The 12,253-nt window shown below is 74.6% G+C and carries 11 protein-coding genes; 3 read left to right on the top strand and 8 right to left on the bottom strand.

What is annotated here, in order from left to right; genetic code table 11:
- Nucleotides 1-39 precede the first annotated feature (39 nt).
- From CCE02nite_RS03680 to CCE02nite_RS03670, 3 genes are read right to left on the bottom strand one after another with little or no spacing between them, the layout of a single operon-like run.
- Nucleotides 40-900 (bottom strand): family 1 encapsulin nanocompartment shell protein, encoded by an 861-nt coding sequence (locus tag CCE02nite_RS03680; protein ID WP_255318615.1) that lies wholly within the window; start codon nucleotides 898-900, stop codon nucleotides 40-42.
- On the bottom strand, nucleotides 897-2,009 hold the full coding sequence (locus CCE02nite_RS03675; protein ID WP_255318614.1) for a Dyp-type peroxidase: 1,113 nt from the start codon (nucleotides 2,007-2,009) through the stop codon (nucleotides 897-899). The genes CCE02nite_RS03680 and CCE02nite_RS03675 overlap by 4 nt, the downstream gene beginning before the upstream one ends.
- Before the next feature lie 48 nt (nucleotides 2,010-2,057).
- Nucleotides 2,058-2,966 (bottom strand): LysR substrate-binding domain-containing protein, encoded by a 909-nt coding sequence (locus CCE02nite_RS03670; RefSeq protein ID WP_141388267.1) that lies wholly within the window; start codon nucleotides 2,964-2,966, stop codon nucleotides 2,058-2,060.
- 94 nt (nucleotides 2,967-3,060) lie between these two features.
- Between CCE02nite_RS03670 and CCE02nite_RS03665 the strand changes: the two genes are divergently transcribed.
- A complete protein-coding gene (locus CCE02nite_RS03665) occupies nucleotides 3,061-4,041 on the top strand; it encodes a threonine ammonia-lyase (protein ID WP_141388265.1) in 981 nt (326 codons plus the stop codon).
- 77 nt (nucleotides 4,042-4,118) lie between these two features.
- Nucleotides 4,119-4,739: an L-threonylcarbamoyladenylate synthase gene (locus tag CCE02nite_RS03660; RefSeq protein WP_141388263.1), complete on the top strand. Its 621-nt coding sequence runs from the start codon at nucleotides 4,119-4,121 to the stop codon at nucleotides 4,737-4,739.
- A gap of 28 nt (nucleotides 4,740-4,767) precedes the next feature.
- Here CCE02nite_RS03660 and CCE02nite_RS03655 read toward each other — a convergent pair whose 3' ends face one another.
- Nucleotides 4,768-6,306 carry a lipase maturation factor family protein gene (locus CCE02nite_RS03655; protein ID WP_141388261.1) on the bottom strand — a complete coding sequence of 513 codons (1,539 nt, stop codon included), beginning with the start codon at nucleotides 6,304-6,306 and terminating at the stop codon, nucleotides 4,768-4,770.
- 94 nt (nucleotides 6,307-6,400) lie between these two features.
- Between CCE02nite_RS03655 and CCE02nite_RS03650 the strand changes: the two genes are divergently transcribed.
- Nucleotides 6,401-7,822, top strand: a complete 1,422-nt coding sequence (locus CCE02nite_RS03650; RefSeq protein ID WP_141388259.1) for a UTP--glucose-1-phosphate uridylyltransferase — start codon at nucleotides 6,401-6,403, stop codon at nucleotides 7,820-7,822.
- Between the two features lie 158 nt (nucleotides 7,823-7,980).
- Here the strand turns inward: CCE02nite_RS03650 and CCE02nite_RS03645 are convergent, their stop codons facing one another.
- The 4 genes from CCE02nite_RS03645 to CCE02nite_RS03625 form a co-directional block, all read right to left on the bottom strand.
- Nucleotides 7,981-8,637, bottom strand: coding sequence for a YigZ family protein (locus CCE02nite_RS03645; protein WP_141388257.1), 657 nt, complete (start codon nucleotides 8,635-8,637; stop codon nucleotides 7,981-7,983).
- A 103-nt stretch (nucleotides 8,638-8,740) separates the two neighbouring features.
- A complete protein-coding gene (gene argG, locus CCE02nite_RS03640; protein ID WP_141388255.1) occupies nucleotides 8,741-10,189 on the bottom strand; it encodes an argininosuccinate synthase in 1,449 nt (482 codons plus the stop codon).
- Nucleotides 10,190-10,923: 734 nt separating this feature from the next.
- On the bottom strand, nucleotides 10,924-11,412 hold the full coding sequence (locus tag CCE02nite_RS03630; protein WP_141388253.1) for a VOC family protein: 489 nt from the start codon (nucleotides 11,410-11,412) through the stop codon (nucleotides 10,924-10,926).
- Between the two features lie 177 nt (nucleotides 11,413-11,589).
- Nucleotides 11,590-12,168 (bottom strand): Dps family protein, encoded by a 579-nt coding sequence (locus tag CCE02nite_RS03625; protein ID WP_053370840.1) that lies wholly within the window; start codon nucleotides 12,166-12,168, stop codon nucleotides 11,590-11,592.
- Nucleotides 12,169-12,253: the final 85 nt, after the last annotated feature.

The following is a 12,253-nucleotide window of genomic DNA, read 5'->3' as shown; positions in this document are numbered from 1 at the left end:
GCGGCGGAGCAGTCGGCTGACGCGAGCCCGGGCCGTGGCTCAGCGCGTGAGGTGGACGGACGCCTCGGCCGTGTAGGTCTGGAACGTCAACGACGCGAACAGGTAGAGGCGCACCTCGTCGGCCGTGTGGTCGAGGTAGCCGATGGACACGTCCTGCCCGATCGTCAGCTCGTGGTCCCCGCCGCGCGTGGTGAGCAGGTAGCCGCCGCGCAGCGCGGGCGCCCACACGATGTCGCGCTGCACCATCCGCTCGAGCTGCTCGCGGATCGGGTACCCGTGGTCGCGCGTCTCGGACACCGCGGTGTACAGGTCGGCGTCGAGCACGAGCGCGTACGGGCCCTCCACGCCCGCGAGGCGCAGCTCGGTCTGCGCGGCGGCGACGGCGTCCGGCAGGTCGCGCGGGTCGGTGGGGACCGCGATCGGGGGGTTGTCCGACCCCGGGCCGATGCCGCGGATCCCGGCGGCGGCGTACCCCTCGAACACGGCGCGGTCCTCGGCGCGTGCGAGCGCGGTGGCCGCGTCCTTGACCGGCTGCCAGTCCGAGTCCTTGGAGCCCCGCGCGACGTCGTCGACCGCCTGCCGGGACACCGTGAACGGGACCTGGAGCTCGACGAGCGGCACGACGTCGCGCAGGCGCGCCCGGATGCCGTCGTGCGGCGCCTCGACGTCCGTCACGTGGCCCGTGCGGGCGGACGCCGTGCCGAAGCCGAGCGGGCCCGTCACGTCGACCACGCGCCGCCCGGCGATGTTGCGCACGAACGTGCGCCGCGCCTCGTCGGCGATCTCCTGCCACGCCGCGTCCGTGACGGGCGCGAGCCAGCGGTGCAGGTTCGAGTCCCCGGGCGCGCCGGCGCCGCTCGTGGGGACGACCGAGCCCAGGTCCGGTTCCGAGGTGCTCACGACGGCTCTCCCTTCAGCGACCCGATCGCGAGGGACCCGACGGGCGCGGTGGTGGCGGGTGCGGAGGGTCCCGCGATCGCGGGACCCGGGTCGACGGGCGTGTCCTGCCCGACGCCGTCCGGGGCGTCGTCGGCCAGCGCCTCCAGCAGGTCGAGCGAGGGGACGAAGAACGACGTCCCCGTCAGCGCGGTCGACACGTCGAGGATGTGGTCGTACCGGCCCGGCGGGTTCCCCACGAACATGTTGTCCAGCATGCGCTCCACGACGCCCACGTCCGCGGCGTACGCGATGTAGTAGGTGCCGAGCTCTCCCGTCGACGGGTCGCCGAACGCCATGTTGTCGCGCAGGACGTCGCGCTCGGTGCCGTCGTCGTCGACGATCGTGTTGAGCGAGACGTGGGAGTCCGGGGGCTGCGCCTCGTCCGCGAGCTCGACGTCGTCGAGCTTGGTCCGCCCGATGATGCGCTCCTGCGCCTCGACGGGCAGCGCGCCCCAGGCCGCGAGGTCGTGCACGTACTTCTGCACCACGACGTGACTCCCGCCCGCGAAGGGCCCGTCCGCGATGATCGCGGCGCTCGCGGCCGAGCGTCCCGTCGGGTTCTCGGTGCCGTCGACGAACCCGAGCAGGTCGCGCGAGTCGAAGTAGCGGAAGCCGGTCACGTGGTCGTCCACGCGCACCGCGTCGCCGAGCGCGGCCATGACCTGCCGGGTCAGCTCGAACGTGAGGTCGGCGCGGTCGGCGCGGATGTGGAACAGCACGTCGCCGGGGGTCGAGGGCGCGTCGTGCACGGCGCCCTGCACGGCCCGGAACGGGTGCAGCCCCTCGGGCCGCGGCGCCCCGGGCGGGCGCACCGCGTCCCAGAAGGTCGCGCCCAGCCCGACGACGCACGTGAGCCCGGCCGCCGACTGGCGGAACCCGACCGCGCGCACGAGGTCGTTCACCGACGACGCGACGTCGAGCAGGCGCGCACGCGACCCGGGCGATCCCGTGGCGCTGACGACGAGAAAGACCGCGGACTCGGTGAGCCCGCCCAGCACGGGCTGCGGCTCGGGCACGTCGGCCGGCACGGCGATGCTCGCGCCGGTCCCCTCGGTCGTGTTCTGCGGCACGAGGTGAGCGTGCCACGCGCGCCCGGGGAGCGCACCCGCGCCGCGGCCTCACCCCGCGGCGCGCACCAGACCGTCGACGACGGCCGCCGCACCGGGGGAGGGCCGCTCCCCGTACGTGACCGCCAGCACCCGGCGCGCTGCCCCGGGCAGGGCGTGCGTCCGCACCCGCGGGTCGCGGTGGGCGCGCAGCGCCAGGGCCGGCAGGAGCGAGACCCCGACCCCGGCCGCCACGAGGGACTGCACCGCGACGTAGTCGTCCGTCTCGAACGCGACCCGGGGGGTGAAGCCCGCCCGCTCGCACCGGCCCACCAGGTCGGCGCGGCACCGCTCGCAGCCCGCGATCCACGCCGCGTCCGCGAGCGGCGCGAGGTCGACGAGCACGGGGTCCGCCCCCGGCGCGCTCCCGCCCCCGCCGGGGGGTGCCGCGTCGTCCGCGGCCCGCACGAGGAACAGCTCCTCGGCGAGCACCGGCACCGCGCGCAGGCCCTCCACGTCGACCGGGGAGCGGTCGTGCTCGAACACCAGCGCCACGTCCGCCGCGCCACGCCGCAACGCGTCCAGCGCCTCCGGCGGCTCCGCCTCCACCAGCCCCACGCCCAGGCCCGGATGGTCCTGCGCGAGCCGCGCCACGACGTCGGGCACCAGCGTCGCCAGCGCCGACGGGAACGCCGCCAGCCGCACCCGGCCCGCCGAGAGCGACACCAGCGCGTCCAGCTCGTCCCGCGCCGCGCCCACGCGCCCCAGGATCTCGTCCGCCCGCGCGGCCAGGAGCCGCCCCGCCGCCGTCAGCCGCACCCCGCGCCCGTGCCGCTCCAGCAGCGGCACGCCCACCTCCGCCTCCAGGCGCGCCAGGTGGTGGCTCACCGACGGCTGCGCGTAGTGCAGGGACCGCGCCGCCGCCGTCACCGACCCCTCGCGCGCCACCGCCGCCAGCACGCGCAGCCGCGTCAGGTCCATCTCGACTCCCTCACCGACGAAGCATAGATCCGATCGATCGGTCCACTCAGAACAGGCATTGGACCTATGGGACGCCGCGCGGCACCGTGGACGCATGGCTTCCGCAGACCTCGCCCCGCCCACGATGCGCGACGTCCTCGACGCCCGCCGCCTCCTCGCCGCGCACCTCGACCCCACCCCGGCGCGCACCTACGCGGCCCTCGACCGCGCCACCCGCGCCCACGTCGTCGTCAAGCACGAGAACCTCCAGCCCACCGGCGCGTTCAAGGTCCGCGGCGCGCTCAACCTCCTCCAGCGCCTCGCGCCCCACGAGCGCCCCCGCGGCGTCACCGCGTTCTCCACCGGCAACCACGCCCAGGCCGTCGCCTACGCCGCCCGCACGGCGGGCACCCCCTGCACCATCGTCATGCCCACCGACCCCAACCCCACCAAGGCCGACGCCGTGCGCGACCTCGGCGCTCGCCTCGTCCTCGCCGGCACCACGTTCGACGACGCCCGCGAGCACGCCACGGCGCTCGCGGCCGACGACGGGTCCCGGCTCGTCAGCGCCGCCAACGAGCCGCTGCTCGTCGCCGGCGTCGCGACCGCGTACCTCGAGCTGCTGGAGCGCGCGCCGGACCTCGACGTGCTCGTCGTGCCCGTCGGCGGGGGCAGCGGCGCCGCGGCCGCATGCCTCGTCGCCCGCGCGCTCGCGCCCGACCTCGACGTGGTCGCCGTCCAGTCCGCCGCCTCGCCGGCCGCGCACGACTCCTGGCGCGCCCGGGACATCCTCGCGCGGCCCAACACCTCGCGGGCCGAAGGCCTGGCGACCGGCACGGGGTTCGCGCTCACCCAGGCGATGCTGCGCGACCACCTGGCCGACTTCGTCCTCGTCGACGACGACGCGATCGACCGCGCGGCGGCGCTCTACCTCACCGCCGCGCACACCGTCGCCGAGGGCGCGGGCGCGGCGGCGCTCGCGGCGGTGCTCGCGGACCCGGAGCGGTTCGCCGGCCGTCGGGTCGGCGTCGTGTGCTCGGGCGGCAACGCGAGCCCGGCGGAGCTGCGCCGCGTGGCCGCGCACCTGCCGGGGTAGCTCGCGTAACTGTCGCGGTCGCGGCACGCCGGGCACGAGCGCCGGGCCCGCGCGGGGGACGGGCCTAGGCTCGGAACATGGCCCGCTACCTCGACGTGCACCCCGACAACCCGCAGCCGCGCGCGATCGCGCAGGTCGTCGCCCTCCTCGAGGACGGTGGGCTCGTCGCCTACCCGACCGACTCCGGCTACGCGCTCGGGTGCCGCATGGACGACCGGGAGGGCGCCGACCGCATCCGCCGGATCCGCCACCTCGACGACCGGCACCACTTCACGCTCGTGTGCGCCGACTTCGCGCAGCTCGGCCACTTCGTCATGGTCGACAACTCCGCGTTCCGCTCCATCAAGGCCGCCACGCCCGGCCCGTACACCTTCATCCTGCGCGCGACGTCCGAGGTCCCGCGGCGCCTCGCCCACCCCAAGAAGAAGACCGTCGGCGTGCGCATCCCCGACGACACGGTCGCGCAGGCCATCGTCGCCGCGCTCGGCGAGCCCATCCTGTCGAGCTCGCTCATCCTCCCCGGGTCCGCGGAGGCGCTCACCGACGGGTGGGCGATCAAGGAGGAGCTCGACCACGTCGTCGACGCCGTCGTCGACGGCGGCGAGCGGGGGAGCGAGCCGACGACGGTCGTGGACTTCTCCGACGGCGCCCCCGAGGTCGTCCGCGCGGGTGCGGGCGACCCCTCCCGCTTCGAGTAGGGGGCCGCGCGCGGCCGAGCCGCCCGCGTCAGGCCTCCGGGCCGAGGAGGCGGCGCAGGCGTGCGCGGTCGATCGGGTCGACGAGCGTGCCGCGCTCCTCACGCACCCACCAGTCGCCCGAGCGCCGCCGCTCGTCGCGCGTCGAGTACCGGTAGCGGAACACGCGGGCCCGCACCCACCGCGGGGCCGGGCCGGCGGGGTCCTCCGCGAACGGGTCCGCCGCGAGCAGGCGCAGGGTCGGGCGGTCGGCCTCCAGGAGACGCAGGAGCAGCACCTCGAACCACCGCGTGCCCGGCGACCCGAGCGCGAGGAACCACATCTGCCAGTCCAGCCGCAGGTGGTACGGCGCGACCTGCGGCGGTCGGCGGTGCACGTCGCCCGGCTTGCCGCGGAACGCGTACTCGACCCAGTCGTCCGGGCCCGGGGAGCGGGCCGTCGACCCCTCCAGCACGACCTCGTCCCGCCGCCGCGACACCGACCCGAACGCCCCGTACGCGTTCACGAGCCGGAACGGCTCGAAGCTCGCGTTCATGAGCTGACGGCGCGCGACCAGGTTCCGCGCCGGGCGCACGCTCAGCACCAGCAGCAGCGCCGACACCCCCAGCACCACCACGACCAGGGCGGCCGGGCCCCCCAGGCCCGCCCCGCCGTCGGGCACCCGCTCCCCGCTCCCGAGCGCCGGCACCAGCCACGACCCCACCGCCGCCCACGCGCCGTCGCTCACCACGCCCAGCCCGAGCACGACCGTCAGCCAGTTCAACCACGCGAAGTTCCCCGTCACCAGCAGCCACGCCTGCGTGAGCACCACGACCCCGCCCGCCACGCTCGCCACCGGCTGCGGCGCGAACAGCGCGAACGGCACCACGAGCTGCGTCACGTGGTTCCCCGCCACCTCCACCCGGTGCCACCACCGCGGCAGGTGGTGCGCGTGCCACGAGAACGGTCCGGGCAGCGGCTGCGTCTCGTGGTGGTAGTACAGCGCCGTCAGGTCCCGCCAGACCCGGTCGCCGCGGATCTTGATGAGCCCCGCACCCAGCTCGACCCGGAACAAGCACCACCGCGCGAGCAGCAGCACCAGCGCCGGGGGAGCCGTGCCACCGCCGGACGACCCCAGCCACCCCACGAGGAACGTCACCTCGCACAGCAGCGACTCCCAGCCGAACCCGAAGAACCGCTGCCCGACGTTCACCACCGACAGGTACCCCACCCACAGCAGCAGGAACGCGAGCGTCGTCACCCACCACGGTCCCCGCTGCGGCACCCCCACCACGAGCAGCCCCGCGAGCACGACGCCGCACCACGCCATCCCCACCACGAACCGGTCCGAGCGCCACCGCCGCAGCACGCTCGGCCCGTCCCGCCACGACGTCGGCGCTACGAACGGTCCCACCGGCAGCAGCCCGTGCTCACCCAGCAGCGGCCGCCACTGCCGCACGACCACGACGAACGCCACCACCAGCACCGCCGCCGTGCCCCGCTGGAGCACCTCGCGCGCCACGTCGTAGTCCGGTGCCCAGAACCACGACCCCAACCACGTCGCCACGCGGCCGGGCCACCCGTCCGCCATCCCTCCACGGTAGGCGTGTGACCCGCGTCTCACCCGAGCGCGGCGGGCTCCCGCCGCCCTGCCCCGAGCAGGCCCCCACCCCTACGATCGGGGAATGAGCAGCCAGGGCCTCACCCAGTCCACCGACCGCATGCGCGACGCCGGAGTCGCCCCCGCCGCCATCGACGTCTTCGCCCGCTTCTACCGGCTCCTCGAGTCCGGCGCGACCGGCATGATCCCCGAGGCGGACGTCGAGCCCCTCACCGACGTCACCCGCCGCGACGCGCTCGACGTCCCCGACGACGCAGCCCGCGAGGCCCTCCGGCGCACCGCCATCGTCAAGCTCAACGGCGGCCTCGGCACCTCCATGGGCATGGACCGCGCCAAGTCCCTCCTCACCGTGCGCGACGCCGACCCGCAGCGCCCCGACAGCGGCCCCCTCACCTTCCTCGACGTCATCGTCGCCCAGGTCCGCGCCGCCCGGCACGCCACCGGAGCCACCCTGCCCCTGCTCCTCATGAACTCGTTCCGCACCCAGGACGACACCCTCAGCGCGCTCGCACGCCACGACGACCTCCCCGTCACCGGCCTCCCGCTCGACTTCCTCCAGAACCGCGAGCCCAAGCTCCGCGCCGACGACCTCACCCCCGTCGACTGGCCCGCCGACCCCGAGCTCGAGTGGTGCCCGCCCGGCCACGGCGACCTCTACACCGCGCTCTACGCCTCCGGCGCCCTCCGCGCCCTCCTCGACGCCGGCTACCGGTACGCCAGCGTCTCCAACTCCGACAACCTCGGCGCCGCGCCCGACGCCGCCATGGCCGGCTGGTTCGCCGCCAGCGGCGCCCCCTTCGCCGCCGAGGTCGCGCGCCGCACCCCCGCCGACCGCAAGGGCGGCCACCTCGTCGTGCGCCGCAGCGACGGACGCCTCGTCCTGCGCGAGACCGCCCAGACCCCGGCCGGCGACCAGGACGCCGCCGCCGACATCAGCACGCACCGGTACTTCAACACCAACAACCTCTGGTTCGACCTCGAGGCGCTCGCGGCCGAGCTCGACCGCACCGGCGGCGTGCTCGAGCTCCCGCTCATCAAGAACACCAAGACCGTCGACCCGACCGACCCGTCGTCGACCGAGGTCGTGCAGATCGAGTCCGCCATGGGCGCCGCCGTCGAGGTGTTCGACAGCGCCCTCGCCATCGAGGTCGGGCGCGACCGCTTCCTGCCGGTCAAGACGACGAACGACCTCCTCGTCCTGCGCTCCGACGTCTACGACCTCGACGACCGGTACCGGTTCGTCGCCCGGACCGACGCGCCGCTCGTCGACCTCGACCCGGCCTACTACAAGACCATCGCCGCGTTCGACGCCCGGTTCGACGACGGCACGCCCTCCTTGCGCGCAGCGCGCTCGCTGACCGTCCGCGGCGACTGGGCCTTCGGCTCGGGGGTCACCGTCACCGGCGACGCCGAGCTCGCCGACCCGGGCGGCTCCTCGCGCGTCCCCGACGGCGCCGTCGTCGGTCCGGACGGGGTCAGCGACTGACACCGAGACCGGACTCGGGTCTCCCGAGGGAGAGCCGTGCTCTCCCGAGGTAGAGCCGTGGTCGCGCGAGGTAGAGCCGTGGTCGCGCGAGGTAGAGCCGTGGTCGCGCGAGGTAGGGCCGTGGTCGGGCAACCAGGGTTCTCCCTCGCCGGTTGTGCTCAGGCGGGGAGGTCGACGACGCGGTCCGTGCCGCGCTGGGCGGTGAGGGTGCCCGAGGTGGCGGCGGCGAGGTCGGCGTCGAACCGGGCCAGCTCGGCGGGCGGGACGAGGACGGTGAACTGCGCCTCGGCGCCGTAGGCGACGGCGTCGAGCGAGCCGTCGTGCTGGGCGGCCCAGTCGCGCAGGACGCCGTGGAGGCGGCCGGCGTCGGCGTGCGGGACGTCGACGCGCACCTCGGTCAGCACCGCGCGGCGCACGCGCCGTGCGACGTCGAGCGCCCCGCTCACCGCGGAGGAGTACGCCCGGACGAGCCCGCCCGCGCCGAGCAGCACGCCGCCGAAGTAGCGCGTGACGACCGCGACGACGTCGGTGACCTGGCGGTGCCGCAGCACCTCGAGCATCGGTACGCCCGCGGTGCCGGAGGGCTCGCCGTCGTCCGTGGAGCGCTGCTGGTCGGCGTGCGCGCCCACGACGAGGGCGACGCAGTGGTGTCGCGCGTCCCAGTGCTCCTTGCGGATGCGGGCGATCACGGCGTCCGCGTCGGCGACGGACGCGACGGGGGAGAGGTGCGCGAGGAACCGGGACTTCTTGACGACGAGCTCGTGGTCGACCGGTCCGGCGATCGTGCCCCACAGCTCACCGATGCCCGCGCTCATCCCGCGAGCCTAACCGTGCGCGGCCACGGTTCCTGAGGGCGACGGACGCGCGGACGCCCGGGTCGGCATCCCGACCCGGGCGTCCGTGGAGCGAGGAGGGGCGTCAGTCGGTGCCCGACTCCATGGCGGCCCGGTCGAGGAGCGCGTCGTCGCCCTCGGCCATGCCGCGCGACGCGATGACCTCGGCGCCGCCCTCGGGCATCGCGCCGATGAGCTCCGTCGTCGCCCCGGCCCCTGCCCCGATGAGCGCCGCGTGCGCGGTGCCGACGATGCCGATCCCGGCGTACTGCTCGAGCTTCGCGCGCGAGTCGGCGATGTCGAGGTTGCGCATGGTGAGCTGGCCGATCCGGTCCATGGGGCCGAACGCGGAGTCCTCGGTGCGCTCCATCGAGAGCTTGTCCGGGTGGTAGCTGAACGCGGGCCCGGTGGTGTCGAGGATCGAGTAGTCCTCGCCGCGGCGCAGGCGCAGCGTGACCTCGCCCGTGACGGCGGTGCTGACCCAGCGCTGGAGCGACTCGCGGATCATGAGCGCCTGCGGGTCGAGCCAGCGGCCCTCGTACATGAGGCGGCCCAGGCGGCGGCCCTCGGCGTGATACTGCGCGAGGGTGTCCTCGTTGTGGATCGCGTTGACGAGGCGCTCGTACGCGGCGTGGAGCAGCGCCATGCCGGGCGCCTCGTAGATGCCGCGGCTCTTGGCCTCGATGATGCGGTTCTCGATCTGGTCCGACATGCCGAGGCCGTGGCGGCCGCCGATCGCGTTGGCCTCGTTCACCAGGTCGACGGCGGACTCGAACTCGCGCCCGTCGATCGTGACGGGACGGCCCTGGACGAAGCCGATCGTCACGTCCTCGGTCGCGATCTCGACCGAAGGGTCCCAGAACCGCACGCCCATGATGGGGTCGACGGTCTCGATGCCGGTGTCGAGGTGCTCGAGCGTCTTGGCCTCGTGGGTCGCGCCCCAGATGTTGGCGTCCGTCGAGTAGGCCTTCTCGGTGCTGTCGCGGTAGGGGAGGTCGTGGGCGAGCAGCCACTCCGACATCTCCTTGCGGCCCCCGAGCTCGGCGACGAAGTCGGCGTCGAGCCACGGCTTGTAGATGCGCAGGGCCGGGTTCGCGAGCAGGCCGTAGCGGTAGAACCGCTCGATGTCGTTCCCCTTGAAGGTGGACCCGTCGCCCCAGATCTGCACGTCGTCCTCGTGCATCGCGCGCACCAGCAGGGTGCCGGTGACGGCCCGCCCGAGGGGAGTGGTGTTGAAGTACGCGCGCCCGCCGGACCGGATGTGGAACGCACCGCAGGCCAGGGCCGCGAGGCCCTCCTCGACGAGCGCCGCGCGGCAGTCGACCAGGCGCGCGACCTCGGCGCCGTACGCCGTCGCGCGTCCCGGCACCGACGCGATGTCGGGCTCGTCGTACTGGCCGATGTCGGCGGTGTAGGTGCAGGGCACGGCGCCCTTGTCGCGCATCCAGGCGACGGCGACGGACGTGTCGAGGCCGCCGGAGAACGCGATCCCGACGCGCTCGCCGACGGGGAGGGAGGTGAGAACCTTGGACATGCTCAAAGTATGCGCCAATCTGCATAGGTATTCAATCTCGCGCGACAGGTTGGTCGCTCCGCGAGCCGCTCTCGGCGCGTTGGAGGGTAATAGTGTGCCAAGCGGCTAGGTTTGCTCCCGTGACCACCGACGCCACCGTCCCACCCGAAAACGGCTCCGACGAGGCGGCCGCCCGCCCCGCGGCCTCGCCGTCTCGCTATCCCCGACCGACGGTCTCGCTGGACGAGGCCGAGTGGGTGTGGCGGACGCTCGCCACCGAGGCGATGGTGGAGTCGGCGAAGCCGGAGACGGTGCGGCTCGCCGTGATCGCCGGCCTCACGCGCGCGACGGGCGCCCGGTACGGCGACCTCCTGCGCTGCACCGCGGACGCGATCGACCTCGGTCCCGCGACGGCGCGCGCGGGGGAGGGGAGGGTCGTCCTGACGCACGGCAAGCACCGTACGGTCCGCGAGCACGTGCTCAGCGCGAGCGTCGTCGTGGTGCTGCGGCGCTGGATGGCCGTGCGGGAGGTGCTCGCGGCGGACCTCGAGGGATCGGTGCCGCGCGCGCTGCTGCTCACGGTGCACCACACGCACGACAACGGCGTCACGGTGTCGAGCGGCCTGCCCATCACGAAGCAGGGTCTCGTGCTCTCGTGGCGGCGGTTCGTGCACCGGACGAACGCCCGCTACGGCGCCGTTCGGGCGCCGCTGCCGACGCGCTTCGAGCAGGTCCGACGCGCGTGGGTCGAGGCGTCAGCGCCCGTCGGCAGCGGGATCGTCGCGGGCCCCGGGCTCGGCGACGACGCCGGGCGGGACGCCCTCCTCGCCGCCGAGCTCCTGGAACAGGGTGACGTGGAGGCCGGCGGGGGCGTCGAGCCGTGAGTTGAGCGAGCCCCACGGGGTGCGGGTCGGGGGAGCGACGAGCTCCGCCCCGGCCTCGACCGCACGGTCGGTGGCGACCCGCGCGTCGTCGACCTCGAACGCGACCCGGAGGTGGCCTGCGACCTGGCGCCCGACCTCCACGTCGTCGATCGCCCGCTTGTGGGCAGGGTTCGCGATCTCGAGCGTCGCGTGCCCGACGTCGAGGATCGCCACCCGGTCGTCCTCGCCGTCGGCGTACGCGATGCGCTCGGGGAGGCCCAGGACGTCGCGGTAGAAGGCGAGGGCGGCGTCGTAGTCGGCTGCCTCGACGACGAGGCGGAGCTGGCGGACGGCGGGCCGCCGGGGAGTGTTGTCGCTCATCCGACGAGCCTACGTCACTTTCGGAAAAAATAGTGTGCCAAGCGACCATGACCGACCCCACCTCCGTAGGAACCTCACCACAGAGCACAGAAAGGACGGCCGCACGCCGCGTCGGGTGGACCGCGGCGTGCGGCCGGCTCTGTGCTGCGGAGCAGCAGTCCGGCGGGGGAGCGGACGTCAGGGCTGGCCGGCGGCCGCCTGCTCGGCCTTGCGCGCCGCACCGGTCTCGGTGCGCGCCCCGTCGGTGGAGAGGTCACCACCGGTCGACTCGAGGTGCGCGCGGACGAACCAGTGGAACAGCTCGAGGTCGTGCAGGTGCCCGATGAGCAGGTCGTTGGTCACGTCGTCGAGCTCCTCGGTCGCGGACGCGGCCTCGCGGTGCGCCGTGATGACCCCGACGTACACCTCGTCGAGCGCCCCGAGGTGGGCGATGGTCGAGGCGCGGCCGAGCGAGTAGTCCTCCCAGCTCCGCTCGGCGACCAGGGCGCCGGGCGTGCCCTTCGGGGAGACGCCCAGGGTCGCGATGCGCTCCGCGACGGCGTCGACCATCGCGCGGACGGCGTCGACCTGCGGGTCGATCATCTCGTGCACCGCGATGAAGTGGGGTCCGACGACGTTCCAGTGGATGTGCTTGAGCGTGAGCTGAAGATCGTTGAGCGCGTGGAGGCGCTCCTGGAGGATCCCGGCGACCTTCGCCCCTTCCTCGGGGGTGAGCGACGGGACGGTGTACTTCGGCAGGTCGGAGCGAGCGGCCATGGGTGCCTCCTCGGGTCGGGTGCGGTCGCCGCCGTGACGGCGGGACGGCGTCGGGCGCCGTCCCGCCATCGTCGGGCGGTCCCCG

Origin of the sequence: Cellulosimicrobium cellulans (assembly GCF_006539945.1) — a bacterium.
GTDB classification, from domain to species: Bacteria; Actinomycetota; Actinomycetes; order Actinomycetales; family Cellulomonadaceae; genus Cellulosimicrobium; species Cellulosimicrobium cellulans.
This window is presented reverse-complemented; position numbering and strand designations above follow the sequence as displayed.